This is a genomic window from Pedobacter sp. N23S346, from assembly GCF_048515415.1.
GTDB lineage: Bacteria > Bacteroidota > Bacteroidia > Sphingobacteriales > Sphingobacteriaceae > Pedobacter.
On record NZ_JBLYEE010000014.1, the window covers coordinates 1 to 24,709 of the forward strand.

At 38.2% G+C, this 24,709-nt stretch carries 17 protein-coding genes; 4 read left to right on the forward strand and 13 right to left on the reverse strand.

Translation table 11 applies throughout. From position 1 onward, the window contains the following. Positions 1–736: 736 nt before the first annotated feature. A complete protein-coding gene (locus ACN1CD_RS20125; protein ID WP_419132203.1) occupies positions 737–5,404 on the reverse strand; it encodes a DUF3320 domain-containing protein in 4,668 nt (1,555 codons plus the stop codon). A gap of 1,136 nt (positions 5,405–6,540) precedes the next feature. Between ACN1CD_RS20125 and ACN1CD_RS20130 the strand changes: the two genes are divergently transcribed. Continuing rightward, entirely contained in the window at positions 6,541–6,981 is a 441-nt protein-coding gene (locus ACN1CD_RS20130) for an Hsp20/alpha crystallin family protein (RefSeq protein ID WP_419132204.1), read from the forward strand. 76 nt (positions 6,982–7,057) lie between these two features. Here ACN1CD_RS20130 and ACN1CD_RS20135 read toward each other — a convergent pair whose 3' ends face one another. Genes ACN1CD_RS20135 through spt form a run of 10 tightly spaced genes read right to left on the reverse strand, consistent with a single transcriptional unit; the run spans position 7,058 to position 17,955 of the window. Beyond that, positions 7,058–7,996 (reverse strand): phosphatase PAP2 family protein, encoded by a 939-nt coding sequence (locus ACN1CD_RS20135; RefSeq protein WP_419132205.1) that lies wholly within the window; start codon positions 7,994–7,996, stop codon positions 7,058–7,060. Position 7,997: 1 nt separating this feature from the next. Beyond that, positions 7,998–8,618, reverse strand: coding sequence for a sterol desaturase family protein (locus ACN1CD_RS20140; RefSeq protein WP_419132206.1), 621 nt, complete (start codon positions 8,616–8,618; stop codon positions 7,998–8,000). Between the two features lie 4 nt (positions 8,619–8,622). After that, on the reverse strand, positions 8,623–9,906 hold the full coding sequence (locus ACN1CD_RS20145) for a DUF4833 domain-containing protein (RefSeq protein ID WP_419132207.1): 1,284 nt from the start codon (positions 9,904–9,906) through the stop codon (positions 8,623–8,625). A gap of 9 nt (positions 9,907–9,915) precedes the next feature. After that, the gene (locus ACN1CD_RS20150; protein WP_419132208.1) at positions 9,916–12,471 is read right to left on the reverse strand and encodes a DUF5686 family protein; all 2,556 of its coding nucleotides are present in this window, start codon (positions 12,469–12,471) and stop codon (positions 9,916–9,918) included. Beyond that, the gene (locus tag ACN1CD_RS20155; RefSeq protein ID WP_419132209.1) at positions 12,472–12,846 is read right to left on the reverse strand and encodes a GtrA family protein; all 375 of its coding nucleotides are present in this window, start codon (positions 12,844–12,846) and stop codon (positions 12,472–12,474) included. Between the two features lie 5 nt (positions 12,847–12,851). Beyond that, on the reverse strand, positions 12,852–13,307 hold the full coding sequence (locus ACN1CD_RS20160; RefSeq protein WP_419132210.1) for a phosphatidylglycerophosphatase A: 456 nt from the start codon (positions 13,305–13,307) through the stop codon (positions 12,852–12,854). Then, entirely contained in the window at positions 13,307–14,632 is a 1,326-nt protein-coding gene (locus ACN1CD_RS20165; protein WP_419132211.1) for an inositol-3-phosphate synthase, read from the reverse strand. The genes ACN1CD_RS20160 and ACN1CD_RS20165 overlap by 1 nt, the downstream gene beginning before the upstream one ends. Before the next feature lie 25 nt (positions 14,633–14,657). Beyond that, positions 14,658–15,635 (reverse strand): NAD-dependent epimerase/dehydratase family protein, encoded by a 978-nt coding sequence (locus ACN1CD_RS20170; RefSeq protein ID WP_419132212.1) that lies wholly within the window; start codon positions 15,633–15,635, stop codon positions 14,658–14,660. Next, complete coding sequence (locus ACN1CD_RS20175; RefSeq protein ID WP_419132213.1) at positions 15,632–16,753, reverse strand: hypothetical protein; 1,122 nt, start codon at positions 16,751–16,753, stop codon at positions 15,632–15,634. The genes ACN1CD_RS20170 and ACN1CD_RS20175 overlap by 4 nt, the downstream gene beginning before the upstream one ends. After that, positions 16,750–17,955, reverse strand: a complete 1,206-nt coding sequence (gene spt / locus ACN1CD_RS20180; protein WP_419132214.1) for a serine palmitoyltransferase — start codon at positions 17,953–17,955, stop codon at positions 16,750–16,752. Before spt ends, ACN1CD_RS20175 begins: the two co-directional genes overlap by 4 nt. 544 nt (positions 17,956–18,499) lie before the next feature. Between spt and ACN1CD_RS20185 the strand changes: the two genes are divergently transcribed. From ACN1CD_RS20185 to ACN1CD_RS20195, 3 genes are all read left to right on the forward strand, one after another. Continuing rightward, entirely contained in the window at positions 18,500–19,408 is a 909-nt protein-coding gene (locus tag ACN1CD_RS20185) for a helix-turn-helix domain-containing protein (protein WP_419132215.1), read from the forward strand. Between the two features lie 102 nt (positions 19,409–19,510). After that, positions 19,511–20,254 carry a hypothetical protein gene (locus ACN1CD_RS20190; RefSeq protein WP_419132216.1) on the forward strand — a complete coding sequence of 248 codons (744 nt, stop codon included), beginning with the start codon at positions 19,511–19,513 and terminating at the stop codon, positions 20,252–20,254. Positions 20,255–20,708: 454 nt separating this feature from the next. After that, positions 20,709–21,782 carry an alpha/beta fold hydrolase gene (locus tag ACN1CD_RS20195; protein ID WP_419132217.1) on the forward strand — a complete coding sequence of 358 codons (1,074 nt, stop codon included), beginning with the start codon at positions 20,709–20,711 and terminating at the stop codon, positions 21,780–21,782. Between the two features lie 389 nt (positions 21,783–22,171). On the opposite strand, the gene ACN1CD_RS20200 is transcribed toward ACN1CD_RS20195, so the two are convergent. Both ACN1CD_RS20200 and ACN1CD_RS20205 read right to left on the reverse strand, forming a co-directional pair. Next, positions 22,172–22,843 (reverse strand): DUF3823 domain-containing protein, encoded by a 672-nt coding sequence (locus ACN1CD_RS20200; RefSeq protein ID WP_419132218.1) that lies wholly within the window; start codon positions 22,841–22,843, stop codon positions 22,172–22,174. A gap of 9 nt (positions 22,844–22,852) precedes the next feature. Next, positions 22,853–24,706, reverse strand: coding sequence for a RagB/SusD family nutrient uptake outer membrane protein (locus ACN1CD_RS20205; RefSeq protein ID WP_419132219.1), 1,854 nt, complete (start codon positions 24,704–24,706; stop codon positions 22,853–22,855). Positions 24,707–24,709 lie beyond the last annotated feature (3 nt).

Sequence of the window (24,709 nt, forward strand, 5' to 3'; positions counted from 1 at the left end):
TGATAAACTGGGCAAAATTGTAGAAATATTATACGCTACAGATTCTTTAAAAAGATTTAATATAGTAGAAACAACAACCGGAAAGCTTAAACTTCGTGTGCGTGTAAAAAAGATTGGCTCTTTAAAATATTGAGAAAAATTATTTTTATCCTGAATGAAATCAAATGTTTTTTTTAGGAGCCACTTTATGTTGCTCCCCTTTTTGATTTGAAGAAATTATACTCATCTTTATATTGCTTTTTTAATAATTAAATATTGATATAAATATTTGATTTTCAAATATTTATATCGATAAGTTAATAGCATTGGGTGAGACACCAACCGAAAACTCATACCTATAAATTCAATGTATTAAAAGATCGATAATCAAACTGAAACAGCAATGAGGTTGCCACGAAACGGAGAAAAACCGTTTCTAGCAAGGACGATTCCGCGAGAGATTCTCTAAATAAATCGTCATGCTGATCCGATAGCTATCGGATTTAGTTCAGCACCTTACTATGATAAGATCCTGAATCAAGTTCAGGAGGACGATCCCTCAATAAAAAATCGTTCTTGCGAGAACATTTCCCGATCCTCTATCAGTAATGTTCGTGGCAATCTCCTATCTGTTATAGCTTTAGCCGCCAGGAGGTTGCCACGAAACGGAGAAAAACCGTTTCTCGCAATGACGACCGTTTATATAAAGTTTATTATAACTACTTAGGCTTAACGATTTAAAATGATAAACAAACGTTTAAAAAGCCAAATTTTCTTTTAACACCTCTCCATCTTTCCTGATCACACCCGAACTCACATTTACTTCCAGTATGCGCAGTAATTCTTTCTTCATTTCTTCAGTAACTCTGCTGAAGCCAAACAATCTCGCAATCAAAGTTGCTGCTACATCTGGCTGAATGGCAATGGATTCACTTACTACTTTAGCAATTGCCAAACTCATTTCTTCCGGGGCAATGTATGCCAATTTTTTAGATGCGCTGCTTAAGCCTGATCTATCGCGAATAGTCGCTTTCTCCATTGCAGGATGCCACAAAAAATCATCTTTTTTAGTAATCAGACCTTCAGTTACTGCGTAATTGACAGCGGCTTCCAGCGTATAACGAATTCTTGAACCAATTTTAGAAATACCAACTGCTTCAGCAATCCTTCTGGTCATCTCCTCAAAATGTACAGGACTCTCCTTTTCCACTATCGTTGCTATCCAGTTTCCCAATTTACCGAACGGAATAAGGTGTAGCTCATCAACCGGTTGATCAATTACCAGACTGGCAATTTCATAAACCGGAATACTCAAATCTACCTCTTCTGGTACTTCCCTGATCAGCGTATTTAGTTCAGGATGAATTTCTTCCTCTACCTGATCATCTAGCGATATTTGTGCTTTAACTGCTGAAATAAATTCGAGCAGCCGTTGAAATTCTCTATTTGGGTTGCGGTACCATTCCGTGCTCCAAAGGTGGATCATTTTCCAGCCAATTCCATGCAAAACTTGTTTACGCAACCGATCGCGATCACGGGCTGATTTAGATTTTCCATAAGATTCTCCATCACAATCAATTCCAATTAAATACCTCCCGGGATGATCTGGATCAACAACCGCCAAATCGATGTAAAAACCTTCAGATCCTACCTTGTTTCTCACGGTGTAACCTGCGCCGGCTAACCGATCGGCGACCATTTGTTCAAACGGACGTTCGGTTAATATTGGCACATCCTGATCCACATCAAATTTCCCATGCTGTGCAAAATAAAGGAAGCTCTTTAAAGCACGAATACCAAATTTCGTGGTGGCGGTGGTCGTAATATCGTCTGAAGTAATATTAGCAAAAACTTCACACCTGTATTTCGCCCTGGTAATCAAAACATTTAGCCGTCTTTCCCCACCTTCATTATTCAAAGGGCCAAAACTCATTGGCACTTTTCCGTCTTCAATCCGGCCGTAGCCAATGCTGATGAAAATCACATCCCGCTCATCACCCTGAACATTTTCCAGGTTTTTCACAAAGAAAGGTTCATCACTGTGGCTTCTGAAAAAGTTCTCCACCTCCGGATTTTTCCTCCGTTTCAACTCAAGTGCATTTTGTATGGCCTGCATCTGCGAAGTACTGAAGGCAACCACACCAAGACTTTGTTTCGGGTTTTGAAGCGCATGCTGAATCACGGCTTCTGCAACCGTTTCTGCTTCTTTCGGATTGCTTCTGGTTTTACCACGATCGTAAACTGCATCCGGAAGGTGATGAAAGGCCAAACCCATTTTATATTTCGATCCCGGACTTGGGAATACGACCAATTTATTTTCGTAAAATTCGTGGTTAGACAGGCTGATCAAAGATTCATGCCGACTCCGGTAATGCCAGCGCAACATCCGTTGTGGTGCGCCCTGACTATCAGTCATGCCTAAAATACTCTGCATGTCTGCTGTTACATTATCCTCATCCTCCGTTTCGGTATTTAACTTATCAAAGAAACTGGTCGGCGGTAATTGTTTTGTATCCCCCACTACTACCAATTGTTTCCCTCTTAATATCGCACCTAAAGCCTCTACCGGACGTACCTGGCTGGCTTCATCAAAAATAACGAGATCAAACTCAATTTCGCCTGGCGGAAGAAAGCTGGCGATCGACATCGGACTCATCATGAATACCGGTTTAATGGCCTGAATGGCCAGGCCTGCTTCCTGCATCAATCTTCTGATAGGTAAATGCCTGGCTTTTCTATTGAATTCTGTCCGCAAAACGCTCATCTGTCCACCACCTTCTGATTTAGGTAACGATTCATAATGTTTCAGCGCAACACGAGCCCGGTTGTAAACGAGATTAAGCACATCAAGCGACTTAAACTTTTCGATATTATCTTCATGACTTGCGCGGTCAAAACCACGTAGAGGCGGTCTTTCTGTAATTACCTGCGTAATCAAATGCTCATACCAGGTTTTCTGCAAGGCAACCTTTAAGTAGGAAGCCGCATGTTCCCAGGTAGTGGCAAATTTTGTTAACTCACTAAAGCCTTCCGTCTCACTCACCTCTACCAGATTATTCCATTGAATGGCATGATGAATCTCTACAAAATGATCGGACCATAATTGCAATAAATTTATTTGTGCTTTAAAATTCAGAAGCGCAAGCCTTTGATCTTGAGAAACCAGGTGATCATCAAAATTGAGTTTAGTTAAAAGCGTAGCAAAGTTTGCTTGCTGATTTGAAGCAGCATTTGTAAGTTTTTCAATCCAATCAGAAGCAAGTCCAGGATGATCATTTCTAATCAATATATTTAATAATGTTTCGGGATAAATCCTGTTAGAGATGTCTTTTTGTACTTTGGAAATAAATTGAAGAATTTGATTTAACTCCTGCCAGCGGGTTTTCAATTTTTGCCATCGGCTTCCAAAAAGCCTTTGTGCCAGTGGTTCATATTCCGCCAGTTCAGCATTTAATCTATTAACCTCCAAAATATCATCGATATACTTTAATTTACCGTCCAGATCGCCAGGTAAAGACCCTTTAGCAAAAGAAGCCAGTTCTTTAACACTTCTTTTGTAGTCTCCAATAATGAATTTATACCACTTTTGACCATGTAAGATTAAGTTTTGACGAATCTGGAGTACATTTTGACCCCACGCTTCCGGCAATAAAATCTCCTCATAAGATTGCTTTAAGTATGCGAGTTTTTCGCCTGTTTCGAGCAAATCGCGAATATCTTCATAATTGGTACTCCACGCTGAATCCTTAATTGCTATTTCTCTTAAATCAGGTCGTGAAGCAATAACTTTAGCCACCGAGATCAGTCTTTCAATTTCTGTAGAAATTTCAGGTATTTGCATTAATAACCAGGAGGCTGCATCTTTTGCAACCTGTTCTAAAGTTTTTGTGGCACTTAGTGCGTTACTGATTAGCGATTGATAAGTCTCCTGCTCGTGAGTAAGCAAAACTTTAAGTTTTGTTCCGTAAAATATCAATTTAGACGGAATACCGATTTCCTTTAACCGGGCTGAGATCTCTTCAGCCCTTTTTTCTGCGCTGCTCATCCGGATCATATCCCAAGCTTCCAGATCAGTAATCGGTATATTAACGAGTTTAATGTCATTGTAGATATCGGCAATTTGCAGCAGATAACCAATCACTTTCTGTCCGGATAACCCACTTTTGCCAATTTCGCCATTAATTGAATTACAGTAACCGTTTAGCTTTCCACGGTAAGCATCTAATTCCACTAACTCATTCTGCAAATGGGTTAGCGCAGGTTTTCCAAGCTCAAGAACGCGCTTCAACTCTGCATGTAATTCCTTTTTATTGGATTTATGGCTATGGAGTTCTAAGCAGGCTTCTCCTAAATGGATAGAATCAAGACGGCGTTTCACCACTTCCAGGGCAGCCATTTTCTCCGCCACAAACAGCACTTTTTTCCCCTGGCCCACTGCATTAGCAATGAGGTTGGTAATTGTTTGCGATTTGCCTGTACCCGGAGGACCCTGAATAACTAAATTCCGGCCTTCATGTACGGCGAGCATTGCCAATACCTGAGAACTATCTGCATCTACCACATGAAAAAGCTCATGTGCATTTGTTTCTTTGTCTAAATTATGATCATCGTTGGCTGTAGGTTCAGCATCAGTAAAGCCTGCACCAAAAAGCGAATTCAAAATAGCATGCGCATCTGGTTTCCCATCTTCCGGCCATTTGTTACTATCCAGATCGTCGTAAATCATAAATTTACCGAAGGAGAAGAAACCAAGTTCTATTGCATCCTGATCTATATTCCATAGTTTGTGGTGCTTTACCCTTACTGCTACATCGTCTATATAGGTTTGAAGGTCGAAATCTTCAATATCACCCAGATCTGGGATGGTGATATTAAAGTCTGCCATCATTTTAGCTTGTAGCGAAAGATTGGCGCCAATCTCTCCACCGGTATACTTTAGTCTAAAACGCTCGCTGGCGCTTGATCTTTCTAGCGTTACCGGAATTAAAAGTAGTGGTGCCTGGCGTGGCTCGTCAGTATTTCCCTGTTCATACCAGTTCAGCATCCCCAACGATAAATACAGAATATTTACCCCCTGCTCTTCTATGCTTGTACGCGCAAAATAGTAAGTATTTAGAATTTTGGTTTGAAGTTTCTGCTCGGTTTCACTGGTTTGCAAGCGGGTATCATTGTAAGCGTTTTCGAGTTCCTCTTTAGTAACCTCCGGCCATTCTATGGTATCATCATCGTCCTTACCGGGCCTGCTCAGAAAAGTCATCGCCTTGTTTTGGCGAACAATAATTTCAAAGATAGAGACCGACTTTTCCTGAATTACATGGATGCCACGTGCTTTTGGCATTTTATAATTCAGGAGTGTGTTGCGCATACCTAAATCCAGCAATTCTTTTCTCGACGCTTCTAATTTTGGAAGGATGGATTCCTGCATGTTTTATTTCTTATGTGTAGATCTTTCTAATATCTTGAAATATACTGGATATACCAATAAAATTTTTGAGCGGTGATAAATCTAGAAAATTAGGCTATTTAGCCTTATAAAATTTTTGTTACTGATTCGCCAAATAAGTTCATTAAACACTAAAGGAATAATGTATGGCTTCCCGCAACATATTGATGCAAGTAAATGGGATTTTTTATAGCATCCCACAAATTATTTTGTTGACAAATCTCAACAACTTTAATTAAACCTAAGCATAAAAACTAAAGTATCAAATACTGAACATATTTGGATTTAATAGCCTTAATTTTATCAATAGACTACATATCCTATAGAATTTACACGAAACAAATAAGCAATTTATTTTAAAATATCATTAAATACACTTAACTCTTTTGTTACATTTACTTTCTTTAAATTAGATTGATGACTAATCTAATCACAGGTCTGCAGTGGATTCTGTAGGCCTGTCTTATTTTATTCAGTAAATATTGTTTTTATATTTGAATATTACTATAATTGCATCAGGCAGTTCAGCCTGAAAGATTAACGATGACAATCTTTCCTCTTTCGGATGAAAGTAACTAATGAGTACAAACTACAAATCCCTCCTAATCATTAATTAAGAGGGATTTTTGTTTATCTAAGCATCAATGCCATGAACCTCTGAGTTTTTTTGGTTAGCGAGACACCAGCCAATAGATGGAATAGATAAGTCGTCATTTTGAGGAGGCTTTTAGCCGACAAAGCAATCTTACAACTATAGCTATTAAAGAGTTCATTAATCTAGTTATTAGCACCTCATCGACCAGCCTAAATTTTATCTTGTCAATTTGTCAATACCATTGCATTTATAGGCATGAGTTTTTCGGTTGGTGAGACACCAGCCGATAGATGGAATCAATTCTTTTTAACTGATTTCATCTTCAAATCTGAAATATTTTCAGTCTGGATCTGAAAATATTTCACAAAAAATGAAAATTTTTCAGGTGTCACCAATAATTTAAGTGGAAATAACGCTTGGCACAACAATTGATTTAGCCTTATCGTGCTTGCGAGAAGCGAGCAAATTAAAATTAATTGATTTATAGTCCATTTATTATTAAACCATTAAAAGGAGAAAAACTATGACATTGGTTAAATTCAATCCAGAAAAAAAGAACAATGTATTATTGCCAGGCTTTAATGACATTTTCGAATCGGTTTTAGAAGACAATTTCTTTTCAAGCCGCCGGATCAGTAATGTTCCTTCGGTAAACATTTCAGATTCGCCAGATGCTTATCACATTGAGTTAGCAGCACCCGGACTTAGAAAAGAAGATTTTAAAGTGAGTGTAGAAAGGGATATGCTAATCATTTCTACTGAGAAAAAAACGGAGAGTAGCGAAAGCGAAAAATCCTACACCAGAAGAGAGTTTAGTTATGCTGCTTTTACCCGTTCATTCACCTTGCCTGAAAGTGCGGATGTAGATCGAATTCAGGCGAGCTATCAGGAAGGAGTACTCAAACTTAGCTTGCCGAAAAAAGAAGAAGCTAAAGCGATCTCCAGACAAATTGAGATTCAATAATGAGAAAATGCCGCGAGAGCGGCATTTTTTTTTGAATCAAATGGCAATTAAAGCCAGAATTTCTATTAACAGGCAACTAGCGAATTTTGTTAATTAACCACCTCAGGTTATCCCTGAACATGGTATTGGTTAAAAAATGATTAAAACTTGCAATGGCGACTGTAGCGCACAGAACTCCCGCTATCACATCCAATAAATAGTGGTGACTATTATAAATAGCTGCAAACCAAATTCCGAAAGCTAAAAGTGCAAAGAAGATGTTAACCGCTCCCAACTTATTCTTTAAACCATAATATAATACAATTAACGGATAGGAAGAATGCAGTGATGGCATCGCCGCAAACACATTTGAACCCTTGCTGTAAATGCCTTGAAAGAGATGAATGCCAAAAAATTGATCAAAACGGGCTAGCCCGCCCGTATTTCCAGCTGTGCCAGAGATAAATTGAAAGCCATGTTCCTGTACGTACCATGGTGGTGCCGCCGGAAAACAATAATAAATTACAAAACCTAAAAGATTAACCCATAAAAAGGTAAGGGAAAAATAAACGAATTGTTTCTGATTTTTGAAGAACAAATAGGCTGCGAATGCCAAAGGTACAGGAACCCACATCAGGTAAAAGAATCCTGTTATCACATCTAAAAAGTGATTGGTATTCAGTTTCCAATATTCGTTAGGCGTAAGCAATTGGCCATTAAAGTTAATGCCAAACAACTTTTTTTCCGTTTGATATAAATCTTCAATATGGACCGTATTGTAAAGATGGTTTGGAAAGGCTTTCATGTAATCGAAAATAATCCAATACACGATGAAAATAGAAAAGCCAAGAATGAACTTTCTGGTTCCTACCGATATATAAAAAAGGGCATTAAAAATAAATATCAATACCAGTTGATCGGTTTTAAAGCCAACCAGCAAAATTGATAATAGCAGGTATGCAAGGGAAATAAGTGTTGTAGTGTATAAGGTCTTCGGCGCGAAAAATGGATTTCCCTGAAGGTTATTTTCTTGCATTTTATTTTTTCTCAAAATTTGATTGGAAAATTTTATCCCAAAAAGTCCAGCTTACGCCATAGCCTTTAGTAGAATCTGAATAATGGTGAAGCATATGGTGTTGTTTTAGCCGTTTCCAAAAAGCACTTTTAAAATTGGCATGGTGTAACGCATAGTGAACCATATCGTAAAAAAGATAGCCTAATATAAAGCCAGAAAAGAAAGGATAAACTTTAGTTTCAGGCAGTAGCCAATCAAAAAGGAAATAAAAACCTAATGCCATAGGGATACTGGCAGAAGGCGGCATCACCAACCGGTTTGCATCGTTCGGATAATCGTGGTGCACGCCATGAAAAATGAAATGAATCTTTTTACCCCATTCTGCATCGGGTTCGAAATGAAATACATAACGGTGTAAAATATATTCGGTAATGGTCCAGATGGCCAAACCACTTAAAAACCATCCAATGAAGCTAATAAGTGACATTTCTACATCCCAAAATGACTTATAAAACAGGAAGCCAATAACGGGGACATAAACGATTAATGGTACGTAGTATTTAACCTTTGACAGGCTTTCCAGAAGATCGTTCTTAAACATCCTGATGGATGATGATGAATTCGAAACAAAATTCTTTTTCATAATTTTAAACTTTTATTCGCTCAATTAAAACTTTGGTTGGATTATTAGCATCTAAACCTTTAATTTCGACATATTTAACATTGGGTAACCAGAAGGATCCCCCTTCTATTCTTAAAAAAATTCTATCTATTTGCATCTTCTTATTGTTTATAGTTGCAAAAACATGGTACTTTTTATCTGCCGCCGATTTATTCAGATACATTGGAAGATTTTTGTGAGAAGTAAAGCGAAGCTCGAATTCTCCTTTACCTAAACTTTTGGTCAAAATTCCATAAGCAAATTTGCGTTGAATGTAACTCAGGTCTTTTTTCTCACCCTGATCTCCATAACGCATCCAAAACACATTAACTGGTTCTTTAACATTCACTTCCCCATTTTTATCTACATTTAACTGGCAGATAATGGTGTTGGTATTGGGATCGCGTTGCAAGTAAAATAATTGATTACTGATGTCTTTAGGAACCGGAAAATGAAGTGGTGAAGGATCCTGAGCTTGCACTGGCATAGCACCTAAGCCTATTAAAGCCACTGACAAACTAAAACCAACAATTAAAGCAGCTTTATTATTTATCTTCTTCTCTGCCAATTCTTGCGCTTCCAATCCTTTTTTTGCTTCCTGCAACCTTTTCACTGCCGTGATGTTGGTTAATAAGGCCATTATGGTAATGGGAATGGTAAAAATAGACATCGTTTCGAAAACGTGAAAGGAAATTCCAGGGACATAGATTTTATAATCGCCGCCTAAAAACTGACCGGCTATACCACAAGCGATTGCGAAAACGCCAATGGTTACCACCCGCTCCGGGCGTTGCATTAAACCGCCTTTGCATTCTACACCCAGCCCTTCTGCCCTTGCCCTGGTATAACTCACCATCATAGAACCAATCAACGCGATAAATGCGAATAAGGAACTCAAAAAATAATGATGGGAAACCAGGTAATAGCAGATCCCAAGGAACATAATCATTTCACTATAACGATCTAATACAGAATCATATAAAGCACCGAATCTCGAGCTCATGTTCCCTAAACGGGCCACCTGTCCGTCCAGCATATCGAAAAGACCTGCAAAAAGTACCAAAGCACCACCCCAACCAATATAAGACATGTCGCCACGGTTTGACTTCTCTGCCCCCAATACAAAAATGACTGCCACGCCGATGTTCAGGATTAAGCCGATCGTGGTTACGGCATTTGGTGTTAATCCTATTTTAATCAAGCCTCTAACAAAAGGATTAATTACTTTATAAATCCCCAGTTGTAAACTATCTCTTAAATTTGCTTTCATAATCAATTTTTAAAAATCGAATTTTACCCTTGCTCTTATCCCCCATTCTGATACAGATGGATGGTTTAAATAGTTAAAACGCTTAACTAAATCTACACGGAGCAATTTAAAGATATTTCCGACACCAACACTACCTTCAATGTAAGGATCTTTGCCTAAGGAATAAGTCCGTTTAGAACCATCTTCATAATCTGGCAACCTGTACAACCCTGGAGTTACTGCCGGATTATTTTCATCACGCAATCCACCATATAAAGCTTTAAAAGTAAAAACTTCTCTTAATTTTAACTTCTTTATTAATGGAATTTTATTGAAAAAGAAACCATTAAAGTTATGATCTATACTGATGCTCACATAGTGATCACTTACAAACTCTAAAAAGTTCATCAAGTTATAAGAAGTTAGCTGATAGGCATAAGTTTGATTGGCTCTGTGGATATCGAGCAATGGAAATGGAACTTTCCCTGCCACGTATCCTCCTTCAAAAGTAACATCACTATATCCCAATTGAGAAAGGTAAAATCTTTTATCAATGCTTCCCATAATATTATGGTAGTTATATTCTCCACCCAATACGCCTTTTAAACCTGCGGTATACCTTAAGTTAAATACCGGATAACGGTCTATAATCGGCGCCCGATAAATTTTACCCTGATAAAATTTCTCATTCGGCGCATAACGCAATGCCAGAGAAACCTCACTGGTTGTAAGCCTGTTTACCAATTGTCCAGCATCATTCTGATAGGATAAGCCACCAGCAGGTGTCTGGCTCCATTTTTTCAGACCTAACGCATAAGAAAAGTGATTTTCATATTCTTTAATATAATCAACTTTGTAAAAGTCGTTGTATAGCAACATATCATTTACACCACGTTTGAAAGATAATAAAAAGTTATCTTCCTGTACGAACTGAAGCTCCTGACCCGGAATTTTAGTATCTCTTTGAAAACTGGCTCTGATATAATTCTGAGGAAATTCGTAAATGGATTTATTATTAATGGAGTAAGTTCCGGAAAGGAAAAACTTCCATTTTTCATCTTTAAAGCCATAAGCGGCATAATTTTCAAAATAGAACCGTTTACTTAATTCTGGAGTAGTACGTCCGCCTAGTCGCAAACGAAATCCTTCTACATTATTAAAGCTATAGAAAGTGTTTACCGGTCCGATTTCATAAGGGCCATAATTTTGATAACCGGCAAAAAGCAGCGTTACAATTTTCATGGTTCTTTTAAAGGAAGGGAGATTTTGCAATGTATCAATATTGCCGTAAATTTTCAACTGATTGGCAGATATGGTATCCAACCTGTTTTGCTTCCAGTATAAATCATTCCGTTTATTTGCATCGGCCAAAACTACCTTACTTTTTCCCTGGAAAATGGTATCGGGTAGTTTAGCATCGAATTGATACTTTTTAAAAGTGACTGTCCGCTCGCCGGTAAAACCAATGCCTTTGGTTTTACCAATCCCAAAATCTGCCAGCAATTTGCTTTTAGAGAGGTTATATTTCCCCACAGCATTTGGTTCGAAATTCAGGTCGATTTTTAATGCCCTTACAAAATTCAGGTTAATTGCTTTATTAACGCCAAATGTTGCACCAGTTACTGCATACTGCCCATCATTGGTTACGTACAATTTTCCTTCGAACAACATATCACCAGCATTTCGCGGCGTAAAAGAAAGTTCTATTACCTGAGGTTTCTGGTTTTTAAGCGTATCGGTGATAAAAAATTTGTAAAAAGTGGGGGCTCCATCTGCAATAGGACTTAAAAAGTCATTGCTGATTACAGAAATGTTGTTCTGATAGATGTCAATATCTTGGTACATCCTGTCGAAATAAGCTTTCATACCTTTATTATCAATGTATTTAGCATCAAACTCAACTTGTTTCTGTGCTACTACTACTGACTTCGATTTTAACGGATCTTTACTTAGATAGTTATCAGATAAACTTTCCTGAATATAAACAGGCAGCAGGTTTTTTCCACCAATTAAGGTCGAATCCTGTTCCTGAAACAGAAACTGATAATTACGAAACATTTTCTTACTCTTAAACTTTTCAGAAACGTTACTCACCGAGAAGAGCATTTTTTCATATTGCTGGTAAGCTACCGTTTGATAGCTTTTAATTCTATTCGCATCCTTATGCGCAATAACCTGCCTGATCAACTCTACCGCTGGATTATCTTTATTGCGGTATCTTACTTTCTTTCCTCCAACCACAACAACTTCATCTAAAGAATTGGCACTCGGTGCCAGTGATATATCAAGCGTTTGGGTACCAGAAGGCAATACATTTTTTGTAATGGTTTGGTAGCCTACATAGTTAAAACTCAATGCCGTTTGCGGCCCTGAAGAGCTAATGGTGTATTTACCATTGATATCGGTTTGCGTGCCGATTTTGGTATCCTTAAAAAACACTGACACGTATGGTAAGGTTTCTTTGGTACTGGCATCGCGAACGGTGCCCGAAACCACGGTTGATTGTGCTAAAACGTTTCCTGTTAGCAATAAAGTAAATATTGAGAGCAGAATAGTAGAAAATCGAATACTAGATGGACGTTTCATTTAACGAGAAAAAATAAACTGTTTTTGCATTATATAATTGTAGCTAGTGCCAATAGCTACTGATACCAGCACTTTGGAAAGCATGTAATTGAGATGAAAGAAATTTGTAAGTAGATAGACACCCGCGGTTACCAGGGCTAAATTTCCGAGCCAAACTAAAATATACCTGAGCACCTGCCATTTTAATGCCTTGGTATTTGCAGCAAAAACCCAATGTCTGTTTATGGAAAAATTAATAATTCCACCAACAATTGTTCCTGTAATGCTCGCAGCTAGGTACCATAAACCAAATAAATTTACAGCAGCAAGCGTTACTAGAAAATCTGCAGCCGAGGCGGTTAATGATGATGCCTGGGCCTTAAGAAACTGAAGCATGGCTTTTAAAAAATCTTGAATATGATTATTAACTGAAGAATTACATTGGCATAAACTCCAGCAAGAACATCATCAGCCATTACGCCTAAACCTCCAGGTAAATCTTCCATCCTGCGGATATAGAGCGGTTTTAAAATATCAAAAAAACGAAAAAGAATCAGGCCTAAAACAATATACTCCCACCTTACAGGCACACATAGCAACGTGATGCACATTCCGGCAACTTCATCTATGACTACCCTTTGGTGATCTTTTCCCCAAATCTCTTCTACAACATCTGCACTTCTAACGCCTTGCAGCGTAATCAAAATGGTAATCAGAACTGCATCAAGTCCGGGATAATTATATCCAGTCTGGAAAAAGTACCAGCAAATGCAGGTCGCTATAGCAGCGTAAGTACCTGCCCCTTTGCCAATGTAACCAATTCCCAGACTGGTTGATATAATTTTATGAATTAACACTATGCTGTTTCTACAGTTTCTTCTTCATAATCCTGGCCTAAATGTGTGATTAAATCTTCACCCATTATATAGCGCAACGTATTTTGAAGTTTCATCAATTGCTTGAAAATATCATTTTCTGCAGGTACACCCGGAATTGTTTGTGGCGATTTTAAGTAAAAAGATAACCACTCCTGAATACCAGACATGTTTGCACGTTTAGCTAAATCCATAAATAAAGCTAAATCTAAAACAATTGGGGCAGCTAAGATAGAATCGCGACATAAGAAGTTAATCTTAATCTGCATTTTGTAGCCTAACCAACCGAAAATATCAATGTTATCCCAGCTTTCTTTGTTATCACCGTGTGGCGGATAATAATTAATTCTGATTTTGTGGTACATGTCACCATATAAATCAGGATTAACATCAGGCTTGAAAATATCTTCCAGTACGCCTAATTTAGAAACTTCTTTAGTTTTGAAGTTATCCGGATCATCCAGTACCAAACCATCACGGTTACCTAAAATATTATCAGAGAACCAACCATTAACACCCAATGAGCGGGCTGCTAAACCTGGCGCTAAAATGGTTTTCATTAACGTTTGACCAGTTTTGAAATCCTTACCGGCAATAGGTGTATTGGTTTCTTTTGCCAACTCAATTAATGCAGGAATATCAACTGTTAAGTTTGGTGCACCATTTGCAAAAGGGATACCCAATTTTAAGGCCGCGTAAGCATAAATCATACTTGGCGCAATCAGTGGATCGTTATCTTTTAAGCCTTGCTCAAATGATGCAAGTGTTTCATGCACAGCAGATGGCTCAAAATAGATTTCTGTAGAACCACACCAAACCAATACAATACGATCGCAATTATTTGTGGCTTTGAAGTTTTTGATGTCTTCCATCACTTCAAGCGCTAACTCGTGCCTTGTTGCAGCCTCTTTTACATATGTTCCGGTTAGATTCTTAACATAGTTATGATCAAATGCCGCTCTCATAGGCTTAATTGCCTGTAATTCTTCACGTACATCACGCAAAAGGTTCGCATCTAAAACTCTTGCGTTCATTGCTGCTTCGTATACGTTATCTTCATATACATCCCAACCACCGAAAACAAGATTTTCTAAGTTGGCCAAGGGCACAAAATCTTTAATTTTAGGCTCTTTTTTCTCCGTTCTTTTACCAATACGAATGGTTCCCATTTGTGTTAATGAACCAATTGGTTTTGACAGGCCTCTTTTAACTGCAGCTACGCCGGCAATCATCGTTGTTGCAACAGCACCAAGTCCGGGCATTAAAATCCCAAGCTTGCCATCGGCCGATTTTACGTCTTCTTTCATTCTATTTTCTATTTAAGCTTTTAATTTATAACCATTTATTTTCTTTGTACCAGGCAATGGTTTCATTTAACCCGGTTTCCAATTGGTACTTTGGCACAAAGCCAAGGTCTTTTTGTATTTTATCGATATCACAAACCCAATTCGCGGCAGTGATTTCGTTAACTTTATCAATATTTAGTGCCGGTACTTTGTCGAAAAAGCCAAGTGTTTTTTCTAAAGTCCAGGCAAGTCCTCTAATTACCGGCATAGGTATTTCCAACACGAAAGGCTTTTTATTAAGTGCCTTTCTTACGTAAGCAGCAAGCGAAAACTTGCTATAAACATTGCCATCAGAGAGGTTATAGGTTTTATTTACTACATCAGATGCCAGTGCCTCAATCATCACCTTTGCCAAATCAGTTACATATATAAAAGAAAGCTGCTGTTCCTGTTTCCCCGCGTGCAGTTCAACACCTGAATTAATTCCCTTAATCAGGATAAAAATATCTTTCTCTCTTGGTCCATAAACTGCAGTTGGCCTGAAAACAATTAACGGCAGATTTAAAATCTGATTTAGATACGTTTCTGCAAGGGCTTTACTTCTGCCGTAATTGGTAACTGGATTCGACGAATTAACGTCGATATCATTTTTTAAAGGTCCACGAGCTGCCAGGCTACTTAAAAACTCAAACTTCTCAATTTTATGCGTTGATAATGTTGAAGCTACGGCCAGGTTTCTGGTATAAGTGGCATTGGTGTGGAAATATTCTTCCCGGTTTTTTGCTTTCGTTGTTGCCGCAGCATGAATAATGTAATGATACTTATTTTCTTCTATGTTTTGTTTAAGCTGATAAATAGATTCAAAATCCAGTTCTACTTGATTTACTGCTAAACCTGCAAGGTGTGATATTACGCTCGATTTACGCACATTGATGTAAACTTCCAGATTACTGGCCAAGGCTGCCTGGATTAAATGATATCCAACAAAACCCGTTGCTCCTGTAATCAATACCCGCTTTTTCATATTTCTTTTTCGAGAATTCTGTATTTCCGATACAACTGTCCGCCGATATTTTCAATTGGCTTATTCACCATTTCGTTATGGTCAAGTGTCCAGCTGGCTTCTGCGTATTTCATGTTTTTTGCAGCGAAACTTTTGATAATATTTCCGTACAAACAAGCTTCAATGCCCATTTTACGGTAACCATCTATTACGCCTAAAAGTAAAATTCTAATCCCATTTACCTTTTTCTTTCCGGTTAAGAGTTTAATTAAACCTGTAGGGAACAAACGACCACGCTTAATTTTAATCTGAATCTGGTTAATATCTGGAAGTGCCAAAGCAAAACCAACTATCTGTCCTTTCTGCTCTGCTAAGATACAGAAATCCGGATCAAGAATTAACTTCATATCATTTGCCATATAATCGAATTCCTTATCGGTTAATGGCACAAAACCAAGGTTTTTATCCCAGGCTTTATTGTACACTGCACGAATGGCTTCACGTTCATTTTTGAAGTCTTTCATGTTTATTTTACGGATAACGATATCATTACGCTGCAGGCGTTCTTCAATTTTATCAATCAAACCGACAGAGCGATCGTTATAATTTCCAGCTGTGTAGCGGTAAGCACGTAAATCTACATTCTTCACAAAGCCGATTTGCTCCAAAAGGGTAAGGTAATACGGCGGGTTATAAGGCATCATCAATACTGGTGGCCCATCGAAGCCTTCAATCAGTAATCCGCAGGTTTCATTGGTAGAGAAATTTACCGGACCTAAAACTTTTGTTAGTCCTTTTTCAGTTAACCACTCTTCTGCAGCATGAACCAATAAATTTGCTATTTCCTGGTTATTTATACAGTCAAAGAATCCAAAAAAACCATCTTTGCCTTCATATACTTTATTATGATTGGTATTGTTAATGGCGGCAATACGTCCTACAATTTTCTCATTCTCATAAGCCAGAAATAACTGGATTTGAGAATGTTCATAGAAAGGATGTTTGCCCGGAGTGAGCAGATCACGTTGCGCTATAAAAAGCTCTGGAACGTAATTCACATCATTCGCATGCAAATCATGCGGAAAATCTATAAAGGAAGCAAGCTGTTTCTTCGTAGAAACCTTGATGATCTCTCTCATGATTGTGCGCTAACTAAACTAACGTCAACAGCCTTGAAAGCGGCTGTAAGCTTTTCTATTGCAATTTCAATCTGTTCAAAACTATGTGTTGCCATTAGAGAAAATCTTATTAAAGAAGAATCTGATGGTACTGCCGGGGAAACCACAGGATTTACAAAAACTCCATTTTCCTGCAAGATATTTGTAATCATAAATGTTTTCATGTTATCTCTAATGTAAACAGGAATGATCGGACTATTGCTATGTCCAATATCAAAACCAGATTCTACCAATAATTTTTTAGCATAGTTCGTATTTTGCCACAGCTTATCAATACGTTCTGGTTCAGATTCGATAATATCTAAGGCGGCGATAACACTAGCTACTGCTGATGGTGGCATACTTGCACTAAACATCAATGATCTGGCGCGGTGTTTAATATATTCTATGGTTTGAGCATCACCTGCAATAAATCCACCTAATGAAGCGAGTGATTTACTGAAAGTTCCCATAATCAAATCCACACTGTTGTTCAGGTTGAAGTGCGAAGCCGTACCAGAGCCATTAAATCCGATCACACCTAAGCTATGTGCATCATCCATCATCACATTGGCACCGAATTCATCTGCAATCTGTACCAGTTCAGGAAGATTTACTAAATCACCTTCCATGCTAAAAATACCATCTGAAACGATCAGTTTCGCTGCATCTTCTGGTAAACGACTGAGTTTTTTCCTCAGGTCATCCATGTCGTTATGGGCGTACTTGATTGTCCTTGAAAAGGAAAGTCTACTGCCATCAATAATCGACGCATGGTCGTATTCATCTAAGATAAGATAATCATTCCGATCCAGCAAACAGGAGATTACGCCAAGGTTAACCTGAAAGCCAGTACTAAACAATACGGCTGCTTCCTTTGAAACATATTCTGCCAATCGGTTTTCAAGCTGAATATGAATATCAAGAGATCCGTTAAGAAACCTGGAGCCTGCACATCCCGTTCCGTATTTATCGATAGCTATTTTTGCTGCTTCTTTGATTTTGGGGTGGTTAGTTAAGCCTAAATAAGAATTTGAGCCGAACATGAGTACCTTTTTTCCATCGATGATTACCTCAGTATCTTGTGCAGACTCTATAGATCTAAAGTATGGATACAAACCCTTTTCTTTTATCAGGGTAGCATCTTTAAACGCGTCGATTCTATCTATTAATTTTTTGCGCATGCGTGTATTCTAAATGTTTGTTCTTAGCAAATTTTGCCCAATAATACTTAGTGGATTACACGGTATTTTTATCTGAAATAAAACGGCCTGATTCCGGTAATAATTTTGCAACAATTTGATAACGCAATTTTAACCTAGATTATCACCTTAAAAAAGGTTAAAATGTGGGAATTATTGGTCAATATGTGGGATGCCCGAAATTTGACATTCAGATGAATTGACTTTTCGACTTACTGACTTTTATAACAAAAAAGTAAAACGGTTTAAAATTAATAAAAAACATACTAAAAAACTGTTTATCAGTTATTTGAGAAATATATTTGTTAATCAAATTTAAATTTTCTAATCAGCGAATCGTCATATTTTTCGAAAAAAAACTAAAATATGTAATGGAATATTAGATTTGTTGCAGTCAATAACATCAGATATTCGGGTCTAACTTCGTTCCTTACATTTAATACAATTCGGCATCATCCAATTGGTTAACTGTGCAGAAAGTAACGGTTTTAATGTTTGCTGACGCTGGAATGTTAAATTAAGTCTCATGCAAGAACAGTTAAATCATAATCCTCCTAAAAAAATTAATCTTAAACAAAGTATACCTGGTGTTGAGGGGATAGAAGTTGTGAGGATTAGTCAGGCTAATACTGATGTGTCTTGTAATCAGCCATTCAGGGCAACCTCTTATGGATTTATTCTGATGTTGAAGGGCAAGATCAGTGTAAAAACGAGTGTGAGAAACGAAATTCTGAAGGAACGTGATATCTTTTTTATTTTCCCAGATTCCGTTTATGAGGTTCTTGATCATACGGATTTTTCATTTATTAAGATTACTGTAAGCAAAGATTACCTATCGAAAGAGGGACTTTTTCTTACTGCTGCGCAGCAATACACTATTTTTCAGGCAAAATCGATCAATAAGTTTTTCTTAACGAAAGACGAATACCATGATATATACCACAACGTGATTGCGCTGGAGAAGAAGCTGAAAATTCCGGGCGATATGCCTTATCGAAACGATGTAATCAGGAATAGTTTTATTGAAATCCTTTATGATTTACTGCTTTCGAATAACAACCGTAAAGATCTGGAGCCACCGAGACGGGATAGTAAATTTGAGCTCACCACCAGATTCCTTGACCTGCTTTCTAAATTTTTCAGAACCGAACGGCAAGTCATTTTTTATGCGAGTAAGTTATTTATAACACCCAGACATTTATCTCAGGTAGTCAAATCAGTTACCGGAAAAACTGCCGGAGAACTGATAGATGAGATTGTGATTGGAGAAGCTAAGATTTTACTTGCTAATCATTCGCTTAATATATCAGGTGTTGCAGAGGCGTTAAACTTCTCCAATTCTTCTTTCTTCGGAAAATATTTTAAAAAAAATACAAACCTATCCCCTTCTGTTTACAGAATGGCAAACCGATTACCCCGCCAAACATTTTTCTAAAAAGTGTAATCGTCATTTTAATACAAAAAGGCCAATATCTACTACATACAGACCTTGATGACGAGCACATTTTTATGGAATTTTGGCATAAAATTTTATCAAATGATTAGCCAGCTACCCAAAGTCGACCCACAATACCATACCCAAAATAAGTTTAATTGTGATACGACAAATTCTTCAAGCTTAATTGCCATGTTCGGCAAATTTATCCTTTACGGTTTAGCTATAGTGGCCGTAGCAGAATTCCTGATGCGGCAAGTAGGCCTGGAGCCACAGGAAATGAAATTCTCGGAAGATTCGCCCATAGAGACCTTACAAAGTCTATTGCTTCTGTTTTCGATCTTCGCCCTAACCTATGGGATATTGATTTACAAAAACTGGCGCCCCCTGCTTTTGTTAATTGCTGAATTTTTATTCGCTTCCTTTGTGCGCGAGCAGGATGCCTACCTGGATCTTCACTATTTTGATGGTGCATGGCAAATGATCGTTTTATTTTCATTGCCTTTTCCTATCTATTATGCAATCAGAAATCGTAAACTTTTACTGGAAAATCTAAAAGTTTACACTTCTTTGTTTGCTTTTGGAATGATGATTTCTGGCGTTCTCACCACTTATATTTTTTCGAGATTATACGGTAGAAAAATCTTCTGGATGGCGGCGATGGAGAAGGATTACATGCGGGATGTAAAAAATATCTCCGAAGAATCTCTGGAAACCTATGGTTATCTGTTGATTTTTATTGCCAGCATAGAGATGATTTTAATGATCCAGCGAATGGATAGCAAATCAAGGAAATCTTTGAGACCAGTACCAAAAACAAGTAATGAAAACCTTAGGGTTAGTTAAGTTTTATTAACCTAATAATCTACTGGTTGGTGTCTCTCACCAATCAGATTAAGTTTAGGCTCTTCAATCTGTAAATACATGGAATTTATATGCAAGAGTTTTCGGCTGCTGAGATATCGATACATGGAAAGTTACTAACTCAGATGATTATTCTGTCTGTAGAGTTAGTAACTTTATTTATGAGATACCAACCTATAGACTTTAAGCGATCGTTATAAAAAGGTTTGCCCGCAGATCGAAATGATAAACGCAGATTTTAACCCTCGCTTCTGCGGAAATCTCTTAAATCTGCGGGAAATTATTTGAGCCATACTACTGTTGTTGTCTCACCAACTAGCTTAAGTTTATCTCTTCAATCTGCTATGGTGAATTAAAGGCATGAGCAACTGCTCAGCAAATTATAAAAATCCAGAACGGCATAAATTACCCAATGTACAATTCGTATTTTTATTTGATGAACCATAAAAAAAGAATTTTGATCTGTAGGCCATTTATTATTCTTCAGCTGCTATTACTCAACTTTTTCAGCTTCGCTCAGGGCGAAAAAAGCTCGATTTTTAAACAGTTTAAGAAAGATAAGAAGACCTATGAAAATTTCGAAGAACAGCATGGTCATTATGTAAAAACTGAGAACGTCTTAATGCATTACCTAAGCTGGGGTAATCCGAAAAGTACACCGTTAATTTGGATTCACGGTAGTTTAATGAATACCTATGAGCTTGCACCAATTGCTAAATTCCTAACTGATGCTGGATATTATTTAATTGCTATTGATTATTATGGACATGGTAAAACGCCTATTCCAGAGAAGGAAGTTTCGCTGTATCATATTGCTGATGATATTATAGTAATGATGGATTCACTCCAGATTAAGAAAGCTGTTATTGGAGGTTTTTCGAGAGGTGGTTACGTGGCTTCTGTCGTTTATCAATCATACCCTGACCGGGTTGAGGCATTGATTTTGGAGGATGGTGGTTCTGTAGCCTTTAATGCTTTTTACCACAAAATGAGTGAAAAGGAACTAGATGCTAAAGCCAAAACAATGAATCTCTCCCCAGAAATCAAATCATTATACAACGGAAGTTATTCATCTGATTTCGAAGCCTATGCGCAATTATATGATAGCGAGAAAGGCGGAGATCAATTTGATCTTTTGGCTGTGATCAAACCTGCGGGTGATAAATGGATTATTTATCAGGGTTTGATGGATTACTTCTCTATGGCAAATGATAAGGAATTCAGGAATTTGGTTTTACGTCCCGCCATTTCGCCCTTGTACGCGGCCTCTATTACTTACATAGAACCAAGGATTATATTTAGAAATTTAAATGTTCCAGTGTTGATTTTAGATCCGGTATCCGATAACGACCCTATGCCATTTACTTCAGCAAATATTCAACTGGCGGCAGCCCACCCTAGGTTTATTATCAGAAAAGAATATGAAGGCGTTGAGCATAATATCCATTATGCAAAACCACAGCAATTTGTAGCTGATTTAACAGAATTTTTAGCTAGGGTTAGAAACTAACATACTGGTTTACTAGCCAGTACCTCACCAATCAGACTAAGTTAATGTGGTTGAATTTATAGGCATGAGTTTTTCGGTTGGGAAGAAACCAAACGATAGAAAGTTACTAACTCCGAAGATTATTCTGCGTGTAGAGTTAGTAACTTTATTTATGAGACACCAACCTATAGACTTTAAGCGATCATCATAAAGGGTTTGTCCCGCAGATTAAAATGATCACCGCAGATATAAACCATCGCTTCTGCGAAAATCTGCCAAATCTGCGGGAAACTATTTGCGCCATGCTAATTTTTTGAATCAGCTATCACAAAAAAAAGCTGAGCCGCTTAAAAAACGACTCAGCTTGAAAAAATAACACAAAATAGTGATCAGCTAAAAACGATAAACCACTACTTAAATTCTATCCGTTGGGGTGCGGAGAATAATGCTTCTCCTACCCCATTTGTTTTCACGGCTACCCTGGCAAACATAAAATTTCTAGAGGCTAACGCTGCCGGAATAGTCACTGAAATTGTGCCAGGCTGCCCGATCACTACATCTGCTGCCACTTTTTCGGCACTGGCATCTTGCCTGGTATTATCCACAATCATGGTTGTACCCAGGTATAGATTCACACGCTCCAAACTGCTTGCTGCCGTTACTTGCTGCACGGTAAATGTTGCTGTTACAGTAGTTCCTGATTTACTGAAGGATACATTGCTCAAATTGAAATGCGGCACTACCGGAACATCTATTTGAGTATTACCACTTACTTTAACCGAGATTGAGTCTGTATTGTCAATCCACGGACCATTTCCACGTAAACGCACCAGCTTATAATCGCCATCGAACAGTGTTGCGGAGAATGTTCCATCTTGGGCCACATAAACCGGAATTTTAGTAAAAAGAGAGAAACCACGTTGCCACAATTCCAGCTGTACACCATCAGAGCGGACGCCAACAGGCTGATTCTGAAAGATCACCCGACCAGAAAGTCGGGATGTTGGCGCCTCGTAATTATCCTTTTTGCAAGAGAAAAGTGCAATCAGGGAGAACAGTATGATATAATTTATATTTTTCATGACGATTGATTAATGAAATGGATTACGAACGATTTTAGGATTGTTATTGAGCACAGTCTGGCTGATTGAAGAATAGTAATTCCCGATCTGATAAAAGCGTGGCGCTTTAAATCTGGGTGCTACTTGTTTAATAAAGATATACTTATCATTGCGGGCAGCATCACCCGGACGTACAACTCGATATGGATACAAGGCATAAAGCATCGCATCAGGACTGCTCGTGCTACCATTCCAAACTTTATCCGCAATGCGCCAGCGAGCCAGATCCCAAACACGGTGATCTTCAAAAGCCAATTCTACCCTGCGCTCGTTGCGGAGTCGGTCGATGGTCAATGTACTTAAACTATTCGTGCCAAAACCTGCTCTTTCCCGTAAGGTATTGATATAGGTTAAAGCACTCGCCGTTTGGCCAAGTTCAAAAGCAGCTTCCGCAGCGTTAAGGTAAATTTCTCCTAATCTGAATCTGATCCAGGCAATATCCGTTCCACGGGTACGGGTGCTGGCTAAAGGTGTATTATCTATAAATTTACGCAGATAAAAACCGGTATTTGATAAATCAAGCGCAGAACGTTGTGGCCCATCCAGGCCAGTTAGCAGCTTTCCATCCGTATACCTTGCACCTAAATCGCCCTCAATAATCTGATAAGAACTTCCATTCCATAACGCCACACCTGCCTGAATATTAACAGGTAAATTTCTGAAACTTGTTCCCGGATAAATCACTGTTCCATATAAGCGGGCATCTTTATTGGCAAAAACATCCTGCGTATTGGTGTAGTAAATGTAGTCGCTATTATCTGGTGTTCTGGTTTTTAGCGTTCCATCTGTACCATCTAGATATTCATATTTTTCTACCAGATTTAAGGTTGGGGCAATGGCAGATGATGCCAGATTATCTTCTCTCAATGAGCGGGCAATGTTATCGTAGCTAAAGCCATGCTTAAATCCTTTCGATTGTAAAAAATCCTGAATTAAAATGAGTTCCGGATTCCCGGTTTTCTTCGTCAGCGCTTCATAAAAATTCTCACCAAGGTTGGAGGCGTTTGTTTTATACAGCGAGTATGGACCAGCGATTACCTGTTTTGCTGCATCTAAAGCTTTGTTATAGAAATCTGCTGCGCGTTGTGCCGGAATGCCAACTTCACCACCAGGCAACGTTATCGGACTCGCCATTAAACTATTGTATTTCGCTAAAGAGCCTGCATATAACATCGCTCTGCATTTTAAAGCCAGTACGGTATATTTATTCGCACGTGATGTACTTCCGTTATTACCTACGATATTTGCGATTGCATCAAGTTCGCTGGCAATAAAATCGTATACATCCACCTCTTTGCTTCGTGGTAATTGAAGACTGGTCGCATCACCACTATAATCATAAACAAGTGGTGAGGTTACTAATGGAACACCACCCATCCGTTTTACCATTTCAAAATAGTCGTACGCCCGCAAGAAACGAAACTCTGCACTAAACTGATCTTTCTGCTGTGTCGTTAATTTGGCACTCTTTTGCACACCTTCAATCCCGAGGTTTACATCCCGAATGAAACCATAATCCCAAAGTCTCCATCGGTCTACCGGATAAGAAATGATATTATTTCGGTATTCATCTCCTGAATTTCCGCTGCCAGACCATACTGCATCATCATAAGCAGTGTGCTCAGTCCAGCGGTTTGTTAAAGAAGCATCCGTTGGAATCCGGTTATATAAATTAGCCAGTACGCCTTCAATAAGTTTGGGGTCTCCATAAACCTGATCCTCTACCACAATGCTTTGCGGTTCGCGCTCCAGGAAATCTTTTTTACAGGCCGAAAACACCGATAGGATAGTGATAAGCCCAATATAAATTTTAATATTTTTCATCGT

What these genes read in the sequence shown, in the direction of transcription:
- ACN1CD_RS20125 (WP_419132203.1), bottom strand. Translation starts at nt 5,404, where the DNA reads ATGCAGGAATCCATCCTTCCAAAATTAGAAGCGTCGAGAAAAGAATTG.
- ACN1CD_RS20130 (WP_419132204.1), top strand. Translation starts at nt 6,541, where the DNA reads ATGACATTGGTTAAATTCAATCCAGAAAAAAAGAACAATGTATTATTG.
- ACN1CD_RS20135 (WP_419132205.1), bottom strand. Translation starts at nt 7,996, where the DNA reads ATGCAAGAAAATAACCTTCAGGGAAATCCATTTTTCGCGCCGAAGACC.
- ACN1CD_RS20140 (WP_419132206.1), bottom strand. Translation starts at nt 8,618, where the DNA reads ATGAAAAAGAATTTTGTTTCGAATTCATCATCATCCATCAGGATGTTT.
- ACN1CD_RS20145 (WP_419132207.1), bottom strand. Translation starts at nt 9,906, where the DNA reads ATGAAAGCAAATTTAAGAGATAGTTTACAACTGGGGATTTATAAAGTA.
- ACN1CD_RS20150 (WP_419132208.1), bottom strand. Translation starts at nt 12,471, where the DNA reads ATGAAACGTCCATCTAGTATTCGATTTTCTACTATTCTGCTCTCAATA.
- ACN1CD_RS20155 (WP_419132209.1), bottom strand. Translation starts at nt 12,846, where the DNA reads ATGCTTCAGTTTCTTAAGGCCCAGGCATCATCATTAACCGCCTCGGCT.
- ACN1CD_RS20165 (WP_419132211.1), bottom strand. Translation starts at nt 14,632, where the DNA reads ATGAAAGAAGACGTAAAATCGGCCGATGGCAAGCTTGGGATTTTAATG.
- ACN1CD_RS20170 (WP_419132212.1), bottom strand. Translation starts at nt 15,635, where the DNA reads ATGAAAAAGCGGGTATTGATTACAGGAGCAACGGGTTTTGTTGGATAT.
- ACN1CD_RS20175 (WP_419132213.1), bottom strand. Translation starts at nt 16,753, where the DNA reads ATGAGAGAGATCATCAAGGTTTCTACGAAGAAACAGCTTGCTTCCTTT.
- spt (WP_419132214.1), bottom strand. Translation starts at nt 17,955, where the DNA reads ATGCGCAAAAAATTAATAGATAGAATCGACGCGTTTAAAGATGCTACC.
- ACN1CD_RS20185 (WP_419132215.1), top strand. Translation starts at nt 18,500, where the DNA reads ATGCAAGAACAGTTAAATCATAATCCTCCTAAAAAAATTAATCTTAAA.
- ACN1CD_RS20190 (WP_419132216.1), top strand. Translation starts at nt 19,511, where the DNA reads ATGATTAGCCAGCTACCCAAAGTCGACCCACAATACCATACCCAAAAT.
- ACN1CD_RS20195 (WP_419132217.1), top strand. Translation starts at nt 20,709, where the DNA reads ATGAACCATAAAAAAAGAATTTTGATCTGTAGGCCATTTATTATTCTT.
- ACN1CD_RS20200 (WP_419132218.1), bottom strand. Translation starts at nt 22,843, where the DNA reads ATGAAAAATATAAATTATATCATACTGTTCTCCCTGATTGCACTTTTC.
- ACN1CD_RS20205 (WP_419132219.1), bottom strand. Translation starts at nt 24,706, where the DNA reads ATGAAAAATATTAAAATTTATATTGGGCTTATCACTATCCTATCGGTG.